This is a genomic window from Candidatus Enterococcus ikei, from assembly GCF_017316105.1.
GTDB lineage: Bacteria > Bacillota > Bacilli > Lactobacillales > Enterococcaceae > Enterococcus_L > Enterococcus_L ikei.
The window spans coordinates 81,307-97,819 of sequence record NZ_JAFLWD010000009.1; the positions used below are offsets into that span (position 1 = coordinate 81,307).

The 16,513-nt window shown below is 32.6% G+C and carries 13 protein-coding genes and 1 pseudogene; 11 read left to right on the forward strand and 3 right to left on the reverse strand.

Translation table 11 applies throughout. The features are described 5' to 3' along the window. Positions 1 to 191: 191 nt before the first annotated feature. The 5 genes from sufC (at position 192) to sufB (ending at position 5,418) form a co-directional block, all read left to right on the forward strand. A complete protein-coding gene (gene sufC / locus JZO69_RS04485) occupies positions 192 to 962 on the forward strand; it encodes a Fe-S cluster assembly ATPase SufC (RefSeq protein ID WP_010763366.1) in 771 nt (256 codons plus the stop codon). A 14-nt stretch (positions 963 to 976) separates the two neighbouring features. Then, positions 977 to 2,263, forward strand: a complete 1,287-nt coding sequence (gene sufD, locus JZO69_RS04490; RefSeq protein ID WP_207111693.1) for a Fe-S cluster assembly protein SufD — start codon at positions 977 to 979, stop codon at positions 2,261 to 2,263. After that, positions 2,260 to 3,495 carry a cysteine desulfurase gene (locus JZO69_RS04495; RefSeq protein WP_207111694.1) on the forward strand — a complete coding sequence of 412 codons (1,236 nt, stop codon included), beginning with the start codon at positions 2,260 to 2,262 and terminating at the stop codon, positions 3,493 to 3,495. Before sufD ends, JZO69_RS04495 begins: the two co-directional genes overlap by 4 nt. Continuing rightward, entirely contained in the window at positions 3,482 to 3,949 is a 468-nt protein-coding gene (gene sufU, locus JZO69_RS04500) for a Fe-S cluster assembly sulfur transfer protein SufU (protein ID WP_069634821.1), read from the forward strand. The genes JZO69_RS04495 and sufU overlap by 14 nt, the downstream gene beginning before the upstream one ends. Before the next feature lie 74 nt (positions 3,950 to 4,023). Continuing rightward, positions 4,024 to 5,418: a Fe-S cluster assembly protein SufB gene (gene sufB, locus JZO69_RS04505; RefSeq protein ID WP_010772886.1), complete on the forward strand. Its 1,395-nt coding sequence runs from the start codon at positions 4,024 to 4,026 to the stop codon at positions 5,416 to 5,418. 263 nt (positions 5,419 to 5,681) lie between these two features. On the opposite strand, the gene JZO69_RS04510 is transcribed toward sufB, so the two are convergent. Next, positions 5,682 to 5,915 carry a GIY-YIG nuclease family protein gene (locus JZO69_RS04510; RefSeq protein WP_207111695.1) on the reverse strand — a complete coding sequence of 78 codons (234 nt, stop codon included), beginning with the start codon at positions 5,913 to 5,915 and terminating at the stop codon, positions 5,682 to 5,684. A gap of 14 nt (positions 5,916 to 5,929) precedes the next feature. Beyond that, positions 5,930 to 6,087 (reverse strand): annotated as a pseudogene (locus JZO69_RS16905) (site-specific integrase); the annotation flags it as partial. Positions 6,088 to 6,504: 417 nt separating this feature from the next. Between JZO69_RS16905 and JZO69_RS04515 the strand changes: the two are divergent. The 3 genes from JZO69_RS04515 (at position 6,505) to JZO69_RS04525 (ending at position 12,332) form a co-directional block, all read left to right on the forward strand. Continuing rightward, entirely contained in the window at positions 6,505 to 6,831 is a 327-nt protein-coding gene (locus JZO69_RS04515; RefSeq protein ID WP_207111696.1) for a hypothetical protein, read from the forward strand. 564 nt (positions 6,832 to 7,395) lie between these two features. Beyond that, positions 7,396 to 8,745 carry a hypothetical protein gene (locus JZO69_RS04520; RefSeq protein WP_207111697.1) on the forward strand — a complete coding sequence of 450 codons (1,350 nt, stop codon included), beginning with the start codon at positions 7,396 to 7,398 and terminating at the stop codon, positions 8,743 to 8,745. A gap of 413 nt (positions 8,746 to 9,158) precedes the next feature. Further along, complete coding sequence (locus tag JZO69_RS04525) at positions 9,159 to 12,332, forward strand: SIR2 family protein (protein ID WP_207111698.1); 3,174 nt, start codon at positions 9,159 to 9,161, stop codon at positions 12,330 to 12,332. Between the two features lie 247 nt (positions 12,333 to 12,579). Here the strand turns inward: JZO69_RS04525 and JZO69_RS04530 are convergent, their stop codons facing one another. Continuing rightward, complete coding sequence (locus JZO69_RS04530) at positions 12,580 to 12,888, reverse strand: hypothetical protein (RefSeq protein ID WP_207111699.1); 309 nt, start codon at positions 12,886 to 12,888, stop codon at positions 12,580 to 12,582. A 177-nt stretch (positions 12,889 to 13,065) separates the two neighbouring features. On the opposite strand from JZO69_RS04530, the gene JZO69_RS04535 reads away from it, so the two are divergent. The 3 genes from JZO69_RS04535 (at position 13,066) to JZO69_RS04545 (ending at position 16,481) form a co-directional block, all read left to right on the forward strand. Continuing rightward, positions 13,066 to 13,380, forward strand: coding sequence for a helix-turn-helix domain-containing protein (locus JZO69_RS04535; RefSeq protein ID WP_207111700.1), 315 nt, complete (start codon positions 13,066 to 13,068; stop codon positions 13,378 to 13,380). Positions 13,381 to 13,630: 250 nt separating this feature from the next. After that, the gene (locus tag JZO69_RS04540; protein ID WP_207111701.1) at positions 13,631 to 15,307 is read left to right on the forward strand and encodes a class I SAM-dependent DNA methyltransferase; all 1,677 of its coding nucleotides are present in this window, start codon (positions 13,631 to 13,633) and stop codon (positions 15,305 to 15,307) included. Then, the gene (locus tag JZO69_RS04545) at positions 15,297 to 16,481 is read left to right on the forward strand and encodes a restriction endonuclease subunit S (RefSeq protein ID WP_207111702.1); all 1,185 of its coding nucleotides are present in this window, start codon (positions 15,297 to 15,299) and stop codon (positions 16,479 to 16,481) included. The genes JZO69_RS04540 and JZO69_RS04545 overlap by 11 nt, the downstream gene beginning before the upstream one ends. The last annotated feature ends 32 nt before the right edge of the window (positions 16,482 to 16,513 follow it).

Below are 16,513 nucleotides of genomic sequence, written 5' to 3' on the forward strand. Positions count from 1 at the left end.
AAAAAACTCCGTGTATAGTGATATCAATAATAATAGCCATTTTAGAAAGATTCTAATTAAGTCCGTTTTTTCACAAACAAAACCTAGATTAAATAAGAATTATTCTAGTAAAGAGATTGCTTATCATTCTCAATTAGGATAAAATGAATGAGAACGATAAAATAATTATTTTAAGTTGGAGGGAATTGTACATGTCCGTTTTAGAAATTAAAAATTTACACGTATCAATCGAAGATAAAAAGATTTTAAAAGGGGTTAACCTGACGATGAAAACAGGTGAAATCCACGCAATCATGGGGCCTAACGGAACAGGTAAATCTACCTTATCTGCTGCGATCATGGGAAATCCTAATTACGAAGTCACAGAAGGCGAAATCTTGTTTGACGGAGAAAATGTATTAGAACTTGAAGTGGACGAACGTGCCCGTTTAGGTCTATTCCTTGCCATGCAATACCCAAGTGAAATTCCAGGAATTACGAATGCTGAATTCATGCGTGCGGCGATCAATGCCAAACGTGATGAAGATGATAAAATCTCAGTCATGGAATTCATCAAAAAATTAGATAAAAAAATGGATTTACTAAATATGCCAGAAGAAATGGCTGAACGTTACCTAAACGAAGGCTTCTCTGGTGGAGAAAAGAAACGGAACGAAATCTTACAATTATTGATGTTGGAACCAACATTTGCGATTCTAGATGAAATTGATTCTGGTCTAGATATCGATGCCTTGAAAGTTGTATCAAAAGGCGTAAACGAAATGCGTGGCGAAAACTTTGGTGCGTTGATCATCACTCACTACCAACGTCTATTGAACTACATCACACCAGATGTGGTGCATATCATGATGGAAGGCCGTGTGGTTAAAACTGGCGGTGCGGAACTTGCGAAACGTTTAGAAGCAGAAGGCTATGCTGGCATCAGCCAAGAATTAGGTATCGAATACAAAGAAGAAGCATAAGGAGGACAAGATAAATGAAGGAAATAACAACAGCGAATTATCTTGACGACGTTAAAGCTTTTTCAGCACGTAACGAAGAACCTACTTGGATGACGGACTTACGTGTAGCGGCTTTAGAAAAAGCTGAAAACTTAGAATTACCAAAGATCGAACGTGTGAAATTTCACCGTTGGCCTTTGTTTAATGTGAATACTGAAGAGTATGCACCTGAGACAATGAACATCCCAAGCTTTGATGCAATGAAAGACAATCCAGTAATCGTGCAACAAGGATCGATTACAGCGTTTGAACAACTTTCAGCAAAATTAGCCGATCAAGGCGTAATTTTCACGGATATGTTCACTGCATTACAAGAACATGGTGATTTAGTCAAAGAATATTATATGAACAAAGCGGTTGAAATGAATGAAGATAAATTAACGGCTTTCCATACAGCCTTTATGAATAGCGGTGTATTTTTATATGTACCGAAAAATGTTGTCATCGAAGAACCAATCGAAGCGATCTTTATTCAAGATTCAGCGAGTGAAGAATCGTTCTTCAAACATGTCTTGATTGTAGCGGACGAACATAGTGAGTTCAGCTATTTAGAACGATTCCAAACAATTGGCGATCAAAAAGTCAAAGTGTCTGCGAATATCGTGGTTGAAGTGATTGCTAAAGCTGGTTCAAAAGTGAAATATTCAGCTGTAGATCAATTGGGTGAAAATGTTTCAACCTATATGAACCGTCGTGGACATATCATGCGTGATGCCTCTGTTGATTGGGCGTTAGGCGTGATGAATGACGGTGACGTGGTTGCTGATTTTGATTCTGATTTAGTAGGCGAAGGCGCTCATTCAGAAGTGAAAGTTGTGGCAATCAGTGCTGGCAAACAAACACAAGGAATTGACACTCGTGTAACCAATAAAGCCTCTCATTCTGTGGGACACATTTTACAACACGGAGTTATTCGTGAACGAGGTACTTTAACATTTAACGGAATTGGTCACATCTTAAAAGGAGCTAAAGGGGCAGATGCCCAACAAGAAAGTCGTGTCTTAATACTTTCGGACAAAGCTCGTGGTGATGCTAACCCGATTCTATTGATCGATGAAAATGAAGTAACCGCAGGACATGCAGCCAGCGTTGGTCGTGTTGATCCAGAGGAAATGTACTATTTAATGAGCCGTGGTTTACGTAAAGATGATGCGGAACGTTTGGTTATCCGTGGCTTCTTAGGTTCAGTGATCACAGCGATTCCTGTTAAGGATGTTCAAAAAGAATTTGTAGATGTAATTGAAGGGAAGTTGAATGCATGATAAACGCAGATAAGATTCGGCAGCAGTTTCCCATCTTGTTTCAAGAAGTAAATGACGAGCCGCTTGTTTATCTGGATAATGCAGCAACAACTCAAAAGCCTAAAGCAGTTTTAGATAGACTGACTTATTATTACGAACACGATAACGCCAATGTCCACCGTGGTGTGCATACGTTGGCAGAACGTGCGACGAAAGATTATGAAGAAGCTCGTGAAAAAGTTAGAGCCTTTATTAATGCCAAAGAAACAGCGGAAACGCTCTTTACTCGAGGCACAACGACGAGTTTAAACTGGGTTGCCAAAAGCTACGGTGATTTAGCGGTCGAAGCAGGGGATGAAATCGTGATTTCTTATATGGAGCATCACTCTAATATCATTCCTTGGCAACAACTAGCAGGACGTAAAGGCGCAACCTTAAAATATATCGAGATCACAGCAGATGGCTTTTTAGATATGGAAAGTGCAAAAAAACAAATCACGGATAAAACCAAGATTGTTTCTATCGCCCATGTATCGAATGTTTTAGGTGTAATCAATCCAGTAACAGAGTTGGCAGAACTTGCTCATAGTCATGGTGCTGTCTTAGTTGTCGATGGCGCTCAAGCTGTCCCTCATATGCCAGTAGATGTTCAAGCAATCGATGCTGATTTTTACGCATTCAGTGGGCATAAAATGTGTGGTCCAACTGGAATTGGTGTATTATATGGAAAACGTAAATTACTAGATCAAATGGAACCCGTGGAATACGGTGGGGAAATGATCGATTTCGTGAATTTGTATGATAGTACGTGGAAAGAACTGCCTTGGAAATTCGAGGCAGGAACGCCAAATATTGCAGGAGCGATCGCTTTAGGTGCGGCAATCGATTTTCTAACAGAGATTGGTTTAGAAGAAATTCATCAACATGAAGCAGAGTTAGTTGCTTACGTGTTGCCAAAACTATTGGCGATTGAAGGTTTGACGGTTTACGGACCGCAAGATCCAGCCCATCATACAGGTGTGTTGGCATTTAATTTAGATGGCTTACACCCACATGACACCGCAACAGCGTTAGATATGGAAGGCGTGGCAGTTCGTGCAGGACATCATTGTGCGCAGCCATTACTGAAGTATTTAGATGTTCCAGCGACAGCTCGTGCGAGTTTCTATCTCTATAACACCAAAGCAGATGCGGATCGATTGATCGAAGCAATTTTAGCGACAAAGGAGTTTTTCCAACATGGCTCTATCTAGATTAGATAATTTATACCGTCAAGTGATTTTAGATCATTCCAGCCATCCTCATCATCATGGAACGTTGGCCGAATCAAGCAAGAAAATCGAAATGAATAACCCAACTTGTGGCGATGTGATCGAATTGCAAGTGGCTATTCAAGACAATGTTATTAAAGATATTGCCTTTAGCGGAAGTGGTTGTTCAATTAGTACAGCGAGTGCCAGTATGATGACCGATGCGGTGATTGGGAAGACATTAGCCGAAGCAGAACAGTTGGCAGAAGATTTTTCTCAATTGGTGCAAGGAAATGACGTACCAGAAGAAGAAAAATTAGGCGATGCAGCGATGCTTAGTGGCGTGGCAAAATTCCCCGCTCGGATCAAATGCGCAACATTGGCTTGGAAAGCATTAGAACAAGCAGTTGAAAATGACGGACAAGGAACCGCAGGACAATTACACTGCGAAGAATAGAAAATTAGTGAGAAATCAAATAACTCGAAACTAATCGTTTGATTCTCAACCTAAGAAAGTGAGCGTGAGATAATTTGAGTACTGTACCTGAGTTAGAAGAATATCAATTTGGTTTTCATGATGATGTGAAACCAATTTTCAGTACGGGAAATGGACTAACAGAGGAAGTCGTTAGAGAAATTTCACGTAAGAAAGAAGAACCAGAATGGATGTTAGAGTTCCGTTTAAAGTCATTGGAACAATTCAATAAAATGGCTATGCAAGAATGGGGACCTGATTTATCTGATATCGATTTTGAAAAAATTAAATATTTCCAAAGAGCCAGTGACAAACCCGCTCGTGATTGGGACGATGTACCAGATAAAATCAAAGAAACCTTTGAAAGAATCGGAATTCCAGAAGCAGAACGTGCGTATCTAGCTGGAGCTTCAGCGCAATATGAATCAGAAGTGGTTTACCACAATATGAAAGAAGAATTCCAAAAATTAGGAATCATCTTTACAGATACTGATTCAGCGTTGAAAGAATACCCAGATATATTCAAAAAATACTTTGCAAAATTAGTCCCACCAACAGATAACAAATTGGCTGCACTAAACTCAGCGGTTTGGTCTGGTGGAACGTTTATCTATGTGCCAAAAGGGGTTCGTGTGGATGTACCATTACAAACATACTTCCGAATCAATGCGGAAAACACAGGACAATTTGAGCGTACACTGATTATTGTGGATGAAGGTGCAAGTGTTCACTACGTAGAAGGCTGTACAGCACCTACGTATACAAGCAATAGCTTACACGCAGCAATCGTTGAGATCTTTACACATAAAGATGCCTATACACGTTATACAACGATCCAAAACTGGTCAGATAACGTCTATAACTTGGTAACAAAACGTGCCAAAGCATACGAAGGTGCAACCGTTGAGTGGATCGATGGTAACTTAGGTGCCAAAACAACGATGAAATACCCAAGTGTTTATCTAGACGGAAAAGGTGCTCGCGGCACAATGCTTTCGATTGCATTTGCTGGGGAAAACCAAATCCAAGATACAGGGGCGAAAATGATTCATAATGCGCCAAACACTTCAAGTTCGATTGTTTCTAAATCAATTGCTAAAGACGGCGGAGAAGTGAATTACCGTGGTCAAGTAACGTTTGGGAAAGATAGTGCTGGTTCGATTTCACATATTGAGTGTGACACGATCATTATGGATGATAAATCGAAGTCGGATACGATTCCGTTTAATGAGATTCATAACAGTCAAGTAGCGTTGGAGCATGAAGCGAAAGTTTCGAAAATTTCGGAAGAACAGCTTTATTACTTGATGAGTCGTGGATTGACTGAGGTTGAAGCGACTGAGATGATCGTTATGGGATTTGTGGAGCCGTTTACGAAGGAATTGCCGATGGAGTATGCGGTTGAGTTGAATCGATTGATTAGTTATGAGATGGAAGGCAGTGTAGGTTAAACCTGTTATATTAGCTAGAATCCTTGATATATAAGGATTCTAGCTTTTTATTTTGCTTAAAATGTGAGTTTGTAGCCATTAACTAAAAATTTTGATTATATGGTTCTTATTAAACCTTAAAACTCTTGAAAAGATGCCAATGAAAAAAATTTCTAGTTCTTTTATCATTTTTTTTCAGTTAAAGAAATATATGAGAAAAAATAATTATCTCTCACATAATCGGGATTAACTCCAAAATTTTTAGCCCCACGATCACTTTGAGATTAGTGCTGATTTATTCTGTTCTTTAATCCCCATGATGAGTCAGAGTTTTTATTTGCTCCAGATTGTCCCACGTATATTAATTCATTTTTTTCATTAAAAACAAAGTAAACTCCGAGAACTTTCTTGTTATTAAAGTGATCATTTAGTTTGGAAAACTTAATCTTTGCTAGTGGATCAATATATTTTGTTTTTATCATTTGTTCAATATCATTAAGTATTATTGATTTATTCATTCATATCCCCTTGTCTAAAAGTTAACATATTGGTTGGATTTTTGCTCAGTTTCTACTTTGACTTTTTCTGTGACATGAGTATAAATGTTCATAGTAGTTTTAATATCTTTATGGACCAACCTTCTTGCACTTGGTCAATGGTGGCACCAGATTTAAACAAAAGACTGCAATGAATAGGACAGCAGAGAAGCAATCATACAAGTCTAAGGTTCGCGGTTCGTTTGCTTTTTTAATTGTTCAACTCCGAACAATTAAATTCCAATTGTTCTAGGTAATGTCACTCGTATAGCGTAAAGCTATAATTTCAATTCTTTTTGACTTTACTATATCATACTTTTTAGAATCTAAATAGCTTCCAAGAAGAGAAGTAATTAGAGGTTTTGGAGTCTCTAAAAAGAATGAAATACTAAATCTTAAACATCGCCAAAATCTAACAGATACAGATCTTTTAATACTGCTTAAATCACTCAGAAGTCTTATTATATATGTATTTTGAGGATATATCATATTTGTATAGTGTCCTCTCTTAAAAGCTCACTTTAATTAGTATTTTTTTGGTATACTAGAAGTAAAAGGAGCTGGATTAATTATGGATATAAAAGGATTAACTGATGAAGAACGTTATAATTTACTTATTGAAAAAGGTTATGTGACTATATTGGATGACTCTTTTATGCATGCAAAAACTAATGTGACAAATTTTATGGAAAAATTAAGAAAATCAGATTCTGATTTAAAGGTACAGAAATTAGTTACTTATGAGCCCGATATTCTGCAAGCAACTTATCTTATCTATATTGTCGAGGAAAGTTTATCTCAAGAAGAAGAGGCTGAATTATATACTAAATACTGTGAGTTAGGTAAGAAAGTTAGAGAAACGTTTTTAAAACTCTATCCAGAATATTTCGAAATATAACTGTAAAAATAAACTGATAGTGATGGTCAATTATTCTAATAAAATTTATTTATAACATATTGTTATATGCTATTTCTTTTTGCTATAAGTTAGCTAATAAAAAAGGAGTGAAAAAATGTCTGGAAATATTGTTGTATTAAATAAGTTAGTAGATGAAGGAAAATTATCGAAGCAAATACAAGTAAAGACTGTTATTGTTCAAAATAAATAGGGATTTAATTCATTATTTAGAGGCAATTATGGTTAAGAGTTGAAATGGAAACTAATTGGTATAATGTTTTTATCGATTTTGGCGCTGGTGAAGATAAAAAAGACAGGGATTTTTTAAGTCAGAATATGATCTATATAGTGTTTTTTCAACTGATTACAACGTTATAGAATATGATGAAAATCTAGATATGTTGATTATTTATAATGATAAAAGAATTAAAGTGCAAATACTTTTATAAAAATAATGGCGTGGTGGATTTAGTTAGTTTGTGCAAGTATATTTCAAACATACTCTTAATAGGCTATGTTTTTTTAATATAATTGAATTGAACTTGTAAAAAAAGGAGTGTTATAATGTATCCTATCAATTTTTATATTTTAAAAAAGAGATTGAATACGGAAGAATATAAAAATCAATATAATCAAGATATTATTTTACAAGAATTATTTTATCCAATATCATTACTGGAATTCTATAATAATGAATATAATAAAAAAATTGAAAAAGAAGTATTATCTAAAATGGAAAAATTGGATAATAATCATAGAAATTTAGTATTGTTTAAGAGATTTGCTTTTGAGGAAATAAATAGTACTTTAGAAATAGACGATAATTTCAAATATGAATATAAAAAAATGGAACTTATCAATAAACTTTTAGAGTTTAATAAATATAGACAGGCAGAAATAAAATCCAGATATAAAACTGCAACTATTTACACAAATGAAATATTAAATGAATTACCTTTAGAAATATTAAAAGAACTATGGATTCAACATCTAGTGTACAGATTATTTTTTGCTATAGATTCAGAAAAATATAAAAACGTAGTTAAGCTTCTACAAATTGAAACTGCAATTGAAACTGATAGATTTAATCAAATAGAAAAATTTAATTCAAATGAAACGTTAACATTAATTGATGATATATACAGGGATAGGCAAAGTGATATACAATCTGTAATGCTTCTTAAAAATGTATCTGCTTTATCACTGGGGACTTTTACAACAGCTGCAGAGAAAACAGAATTTGATATTCCTAAGTTTATTGAAAAGATTATTTATGATAAAAGTAATTCTGAGTATAGTTTAAAAGATTATAATAAGTGCTTTGCAACAATGTTAATTGATAAGACAAAAAGATATTCAATTAGTGGTTATTTTGATAATGATTTTATGAAAGAATTCGAATATATAATGAGACAATATTTCGGAGGATACGAGAGAATAGAAATTGAAGACTCTACTAGATTTTATATTGAAGGCAAAAAATATGTAAATCATATAAAATTTATTCGAGAAGAAATGTTTTTAACTAATTTTCTTGAGAGAGATCCTAGAGGTTTTGACAGATTCAGACGAGATGAGTGTTTTAAATTTTGCAAAAAAAATTCAGTTATAACAACTGGAAAAAGAGAATATAAAATTGAGCTAACTCGAAAAAAAAGAATGTTTAGTTGTTGTGAAACAAAATTGTTATCATTTGCCATCAACCAAAATAAACCTATCAGATTATTTATTAGATACTCCCCATGTAAGATTTGTCAACAATTTATTGATAATATGTCGTTGCTAAAAATTAGTTATAGCTCTATATATTTAAATGATCTCTCCGATACAAAATTTAACGAATTAAAGGATTTAGCTGAAAAAGTTGATTCTAAAGGATTTAGTTCTCGATGTAATAGATATAAATCAAAATAGTCGACATCTAAAGTATCAAATAATAAGCTAAAGAAATTAAAGTAGTTGTAAATTATTGTTGTAAGTTTTGTCATTCCTAATCAAATCAAGTTAATTAATAAATGGAAGGCAGTGTAAGATAACAATAAAATAGAAATTAGGAATGCTGTTACTTAGGTATTCCTAGTTTTTTTAATATTCGAAAACTAGCACCAATGGGCATTTTTTAGAATAAATATTTTTCTATCCTAATGAACTTGTAAATTGTCCTTGGGTGAATATATGTTGATAAATAAAAAGTTTGGTATAATAGAGATAATTATATGTACTGCAAAAAAGTGTTAGAGTTATTGAAGAAAATTGATAAATAATATTTAGCAATCACATCCAAAGATGTTGATAACTAAATGATTGCAGTAAGACAGGAGATTATTATGAGCAACTATTATACAGAAAACGAATTTAATGAGTTAGTTGATTCATTAGCAGGAGCAGTAAAAAACTTTAATCTAGTTGTTTTTATAGGAGCAGGTATTTCACTTTCGCAAGGCTACCCTAATTGGAATGGGTACATTGAAAAATTAATTCATTTTTGGCAATTCAATATACAACATGTTATGGGGGAAAAGGTAAAAGTTTCAAGTAAATTACTCTCGCAATTTGATGAAATCTTGAAATCGAATAATGGCCCCAAAAGAAAGATTGATTTATTACATACTTTGTTGCATGGTATTTTAGGAGAAGACTTTGATGATGTAAAGCTTAATTTTGAAAAATATTTTTTTAAAGAGGTTGTACCAAATTATTTAGAAAATAGTGTGTTGGTTGAATTGATAAAATTAGATCCAATCTTTATAACGTCAAATTATGATTTCGAAATTGAGAAACATTTGAAACGTATCAAGCAGAAAGATGCATTTAAAACTATAAATAATCTACATGAATTTACTGGTTGGAGTAGCAGGCTAATATCTGGTGATGTGTTGCATTTACATGGAACTACAGAAGGAAATTATTTTGTTAATTCATCCTTGGATTATTCTCGGCAATATTTAAAAGAGACACAGGAATTTCAGAATTTCAGAACATGGTTTGAAACAAAACAACCTATTGTCTTATTTCTTGGAAGTAGTATGGAAGAAGAAGAGATTTTATCCTTACTACCAGCAACATCTAAAAATTTTGCTATGATGAAAGCAGAGCCGAATGAATCTCCAGAGTTTAGAAATCTTTATAATCAAACTTATCAAAAAAATAATCATACAACCATTTTTTGGTATGGTGATAATTATGATGATTTACCAAAAGAAGTAGAGAAAATGGTAAGTGCCGTTCAGAAAAAATTAGAAGTGTCTAAGTCTAGTGAGGATTGGTCGATACTTCATAGTATATCAACCGATAATGAAATTTATCAGAAAACACTTGAAAAATATTCAGAAGATGAACGATATTTATCCGATATTTTTAAAACTGATGATATTGATTTACAAAAAAAGATTTTAAAAATTACATTACGTAGTCAGATTATATTGAAGAAAATTAGTAATATCAGTAGTTTTTGGAATATGGTTAGTAAAAATTTTAATGAGATGGACACTGAACAACTCAAAATAATTATTGGAATTTTTAAGGATGAAAAACTAAACATTTACTGCCAAGATCTTTTTGAAGTATATAAACAACTTCCGACCTCAGATAATATCTCAAAAGAAGATATGAATGAAGTAAGAAGACATCTGGCACAAAACCAATCGTTAGTTAATACATCTTTTTCTGAAGATTCAGATTTGATGGGATATTGGTTAAGTGAGCAATTTCAGCAAGAAAACTCACATCATAGAAATATTTTTTACGGTGAACAAAGTCTTAAAATTAATCTTAGAAGTGAATTGATTATGCCAATTATCGAGTCACTAAAAGAAGAAGGAATATATCTCTATTGGTCATTTAATGAAATTGTTTCAATGGATGGGTTAATAAAAATTATATATAATTCCCTTCTAGACGAAAAATTATTGTTCGAAGAAACGTTTATTTTAGAGAATTTCCCCGAACTCTTATTGGAAACTCGCCTATTTCAACGAATGCTAGTTAATTTTGATAATGAAAAGCAATTGCCTAGCCCTATTGTTAACAAGTTAATAGCTACAATTGATTTTAATGACACTGCTTTTGGAACTGAGCTAAATGAATTTGCAAGAAATCATAGAACAGAAATAGGAGAGGACGTTCTTGAAGTTTATGAAAATGCGATTGAATCAGGACCTGCTAGCATTGTTCATCCTCGTTCATTTATAGACAGTAGTCAGATTCTTAAGGAAAATGAAGAATCAATCTTGGAGATTTTATTAGGTAGTCAAGATGAGTCATTTTCACAGAGAGAAGACTTTTATTCTGAAAAAACCAATAAAGAAACTTCTAATTATTTGTTAAATGTATTGAAAAAAGATGATGTAGTTTCGCAAAAAATAGAAAAGCTAATTATTGATAAGGGGTCACTTCTATATCCAAAATTTGACAGACTTTTTCTCAAAATTTTAACGGATGATTATAATTCTGATCTAAAAGATAAGGCTTTAAATATATTTTTAGAAAAATTCAATTTAGATAGCTTTAGTTGGGAAGAAAAATTCTTCTTTCAAGAGTTGATTTCTAAAAAAGAATTTGAACATAAAGCGTTTGAAAAGCTATTTCAAGTTGAGGTTAATAAGCTTAGTTATAACTATGTGTATACAAATAAAGAAAGACCTGAATTGATTGAACGTGATGATTTTATGAATACTGAGTTAGGAAGGTATTTGGATATACTGATATTACTAAACAAAAAGGACAAGTCTAAACGTGGTGTAATTAATGAGATTGTAGCTAATGTTAATTTTAATCAATTTAGAGAATTTACGCTGGGAGCTTTGACAACAACTGACAATTCAGTAGATTTAGAAAATGTTACGATCAATACTTTCCAAGGCTATTCTTTTTCAATAAGCGGATTCAAGCAAGGGGATTTAGATAAATTTAAGCTTATAGGTCAAGAATTACTGAAAAAAGGCTATGTGAATAATGCGAATCAAAATAATCTGTTCTTGCTTGCTCTATCTAAGATAAATCCTAGTGATGAAGAAATAGAGATAAATTGGAATAACATCAATTTTTCTTGGATGCTCTCTTTTATTCTTCAAAGCAAATTTGAGTTTGAGTATGAAGAGGAGTGGCTTCGAGAAATAATGCTGCATGATAAGGAAGGTGACTTTGGAAGAGACATTCTTTATTATTTAGAGGAAGACAGCACTGTATTATCTAAAGGAGAAAAGGTTTTACAGGTATTTGAAGAAAATATTTCTGATTATACAGGGAAAGTGAACATTCATTCCCTTCCTGATAGTCTTAAAGAACAAAAAAACAGCGAGAAAAAAGATTTATTGATTAAACTGTTCTTTTTATTGCTAGAAAATGCAAAAATTGAAAAAAGTTATTTTGGCAGTCGTACTTTATTAAGTGTCATGCAACAATTACCTTTGGAATCAAAGAAAAGACTTGCAGGTCATGCAAATCTTTCAACGGTTCTTTCACCATTAGAGATTGACGAGTTGAAAAGAGCTATTGATTAAAGTTGAAATTTGTAAGCTGACTCTTGAATCGTTGGGTTAAAGCAGTGTTGGAAGGTTCGACATGAAGCGATATGGATAAAACAAAGGATTATCTTACCTAATTGTGTGAAACGAATAAAATGATATTTTACATGTATTAATGCAATAAAAGAAGTCAACAGCTATTATGTAGTTTTAACATAGCTGTTGGCTTCGTTTATTAGCTAGATCTTTCAATGTTCGAAGAACTCATAAAATAATAATTGAATTATTGAGAGATTTTCACTTTTTCTTTTTTCATTAATTGATCCAGTTGTGTTTCTAATCGGTCAATACAGGTTGAAAAATCATCCATAAATGAACCAAAAATTTGAGATAAAGAGTAGTAATCTCTGGCAATTTTTTTCTTGTCTAGGGGTAGTTTTCTGTTGGCAAAGTGTTTATCTACGACCATTAAAATATCCGTCCATGATTCAAGTTGTTCCAGAGTATCTTTCATAGCATACATGTCTTGGTAAGAAATTTGTTTGATGGGTTGCTTGTTTTGGGTTATTACTGTAATCTTTTCTTTTTCCAATGTTTTGTATCCTCCTATTTTTTAGTATGATTGAGATAAAAGGCGATTACCCTTTTTAAATATGCCTTATGAACATTATACACTTTATAAAAATGAATTTCAATAGAAATTGGTTTTTATAACTCGTAAATTTTGGTTTTTATGTTGTAAAATTGTGTGTGAAAGAGGAGTGATAAAATGCATGAATCAGAACTTAAACGTTTTATATCTAAAAAGCTAAGCTACTTTCGCTCTAGGAAAAACGTTAGTGCTAGAGAAATGAGTTTGGCAATTGGACAAAGTGATAATTATATCAATTCTATTGAAAATGAGCGTGTTACACCTTCCATTCAAATGTTATATGTTATTTGCGACTATTTAGATGTCACCGTTGAAGAATTTCTTCGAGAAACTCGTTCAAAAGAGTATTATTTAAAAGAAATTAATAAAAGATTGATGGGGTATGAAAGTGAACAACTAGAACATATTTTGTTAATGTTGAAATCTTTTTAGGAATAAAGCTAGGTGTTGAAATAACAGATAAAAAATATTGAAAAAAGTCATTCTTTAAGATATTAAGAATGGCTTATTTACTGAGTTCAGATTGGGATAATGATGTATATACAATAGATTCCATCAAGACAGGTAATGATTAACTATAAATACACTGAAAAGTATACTTTTACATTGCTTTCATATATAATTTACTTGACTACGTATATAAATAATTAAACATGTTTTATAGATGAAGGAGCAACAGAAATTGAATGATAAAGAATTAAAAAAACTGAAAGACGATCTTTGGACGACAGCGATTGATATGCGTGCCAACTCTAATTTAAGTGCCCATGATTATGCTGAACCCATTTTAGGGCTAATTTTTTTGCGTTTTGCTGACGCTAAATATAAAAAATTTGAAAAAGCTATTGAAGAAGAATTTGAAAAAAGACAAAAAAGTACACGTATTTCAGCAAATAAAAGTGAAATTGCTCTTGAATTAGCAGGAATTTATGTGCCAGATGACGCAAGGTATGATTATTTATTAAATCTTCCAGAAAAAGAAGATGTTATCGCACCAGCAATTGTAAATGCAATGAATGAAATGGAAAGATACGCATCTTCCGTAGAAGAAGGAACATTACCTAAAGAAAAATACAAAGAAATACCTGCAAGTAATTTGAAAAATCTACTTAAGAATTTCAAAGATATTCCAACAGAGGGCTCAGTCGATATTTTTGGAGAAATCTATGAGTATTTTCTTGGGAAATTTGCTATGGCTGAAGGACAAGGTGGCGGTGTCTTTTATACTCCAGCATCAGTAGTTCAGTATATGGTAGAAGTTGTTCAACCAAAAAAAGGTAGAATATTAGATCCTGCATGTGGCTCAGGAGGAATGTTTGTTCAATCAGCTCTTTACGCGAAAAAGCATGGCTATGGTCCCAATGCTTTAAGAGCTTATGGTGTTGAAAAAGAACCGGCGACTGTAAAATTAGCTCAATTGAATTTATTACTTCATAACATGAATGGAGATATTACTCAAGCCAATTCATTTTATGAAGATCCCTATAATAGCTATGAAAGGTTTGATTATGTTTTTGCCAATCCCCCATTTAATGTAAGAGGTGTTGAGTATGAACGGGTATGTAATCAAAAAAGATTCAATGAATATGGCATTCCAAGAAATTCTAGTAAAAAAGATGATATAGAGAAAGTACCTAATGCCAATTATTTATGGATTAATCAATTTGCCACTGCTTTAAAAAAAGATGGAAAAGCAGCATTAGTTATGCCAAATGGTGCATCTACAGTTGGAGATGGGGAACAAAAAGAAATACGAAGAAGATTGTTAGAAAGTGGCCATGTTTCACAAATTGTTGTGTTACCTTCGAATATGTTTAATACAGTAACTTTACCAGCAACTCTATGGTTTTTTGATAAATCAAAGAAACATGAAGAAATTTTGTTTATTAATGCAGATAAAAAAGAATTATATACACAGGTAGATCGTGCACACCGTAAATTTGATGAAGCACATATCAAAAATCTTTCTTTGATTACAAGGTTGTATGAAGAAAATGCCCAAGAATATGAAGAACTCAAAAACTGGTATCAAGAAAATATTGACTTAAATGATGACCAAAAGGAATATTGGCAAAAACAACTAAATTGGGTCAATGAACAATTCCCAGAAGGAATGTATCAGGATATAGCAGGATTATGTAGCGTTGTTCCAGTTCATGGAGAAAACAGCATTGAATCAAAAGACTGGAGCTTATCTCCAGGTGTGTATGTAGGTTTTGAGCAAATAGAAGAAGACGAGGAACCCTTTGAGGTAAGAATGAAACGTTTAACAACTATGCTTTCAAACCAATTGAGTGAATCACACAAATTAGAAGAAGAAGTGAAAAAGGCCCTAGGAGGAATAGGGTATGAAATTTAAAAAAGTTTTTCTTAAAGATATTTCTATTAAAAATAGAGGGGCGTATGGGATTGGAGCATCAGCAGTTGATTTTAATGAAAAACTCCCAAAATACCTTAGAATTACAGATATTAATGACGATGGCAGTATCAATTTTTTAGAATTAAAAAGTGTAGATGATAAGAATTATCAAAAATATATTCTGAAAGAAAATGATATTGTTTTTGCTAGAACAGGGAATAGTACTGGAAAAAATTACTTTTATAATCCTGCAGATGGTGAATTAGTATATGCGGGTTTCCTTATTAAGTTCTCGTTAAACCCTGAAAAAGTATTCCCTGAATATGTTAAATATTATTGTATGTCAAGTGAATACTGGGGATGGGTTGGGGGATTTAGCTCTGGTAGTACTCGGAAAAATATAAATGCTAAGATTTATGGAGAGTTACCTTTATTTTTGCCCTCAGTAGAAAATCAAAAAAAAATTGTAAATATATTGAATCCGTTATCCAAAAGAATAGATATTAATCAAAAAATAATTATTACTCTAGAAGAAATAGTAGAAACTCTTTTCAACCATTGGTTCATTAATTTTGAATTTCCAGATAAAAAGGGAAATCCTTACAAATCAAATGGTGGAAAAATGATAGAGAGTGAACTAGGTGAAATTCCAGGAGGATGGGAAGTAAAAAATCTTGGAGATTTAGTCACCTTCGAATATGGGAAAGCTTTAAAGAAAGAAAATCGTTTAAATGGAAAGTATCCTGTATATGGTTCTGGTGGAGTAGTTGGTTATCACAATGAATATTTAATAAAAGGTCCATCTATTATTGTTGGACGAAAAGGAACAGTTGGTTCTATTTACTATTCCGAAGAAAATAGCTTTCCAATTGATACAACTTTTTGGATTAAACCTAAGCTTGAAAATTTATCAATGGGTTTTACATTACTAATTTTAAAAAATCAGGATTTTAGCAATCTCATTTCAGATTCAGCTGTACCAGGGTTAAATAGAAATGTAGCCTATCAAAATAAAGTGATTTTTCCAGCAGAAAAAATAATGCTAGAGTTTAATGCTATCAATGACTCTTTATTAAAGAATATAAATAGTTTGAAGAAAGAAAACGAAACTTTAAAAGAACTTAGAGACACTCTACTCCCAAAACTTCTTTCTGGAGAAATTGAACTAGAGTAAGAAAAACGAAACTTGAACTAAAGGAGGTCTAA

What these genes read in the sequence shown, in the direction of transcription:
- JZO69_RS04520 (WP_207111697.1), top strand. Translation starts at nt 7,396, where the DNA reads ATGTATCCTATCAATTTTTATATTTTAAAAAAGAGATTGAATACGGAA.
- sufD (WP_207111693.1), top strand. Translation starts at nt 977, where the DNA reads ATGAAGGAAATAACAACAGCGAATTATCTTGACGACGTTAAAGCTTTT.
- JZO69_RS04495 (WP_207111694.1), top strand. Translation starts at nt 2,260, where the DNA reads ATGATAAACGCAGATAAGATTCGGCAGCAGTTTCCCATCTTGTTTCAA.
- JZO69_RS04545 (WP_207111702.1), top strand. Translation starts at nt 15,297, where the DNA reads ATGAAATTTAAAAAAGTTTTTCTTAAAGATATTTCTATTAAAAATAGA.
- JZO69_RS04535 (WP_207111700.1), top strand. Translation starts at nt 13,066, where the DNA reads ATGCATGAATCAGAACTTAAACGTTTTATATCTAAAAAGCTAAGCTAC.
- JZO69_RS04525 (WP_207111698.1), top strand. Translation starts at nt 9,159, where the DNA reads ATGAGCAACTATTATACAGAAAACGAATTTAATGAGTTAGTTGATTCA.
- sufU (WP_069634821.1), top strand. Translation starts at nt 3,482, where the DNA reads ATGGCTCTATCTAGATTAGATAATTTATACCGTCAAGTGATTTTAGAT.
- JZO69_RS04515 (WP_207111696.1), top strand. Translation starts at nt 6,505, where the DNA reads ATGGATATAAAAGGATTAACTGATGAAGAACGTTATAATTTACTTATT.
- JZO69_RS04510 (WP_207111695.1), bottom strand. Translation starts at nt 5,915, where the DNA reads ATGAATAAATCAATAATACTTAATGATATTGAACAAATGATAAAAACA.
- sufC (WP_010763366.1), top strand. Translation starts at nt 192, where the DNA reads ATGTCCGTTTTAGAAATTAAAAATTTACACGTATCAATCGAAGATAAA.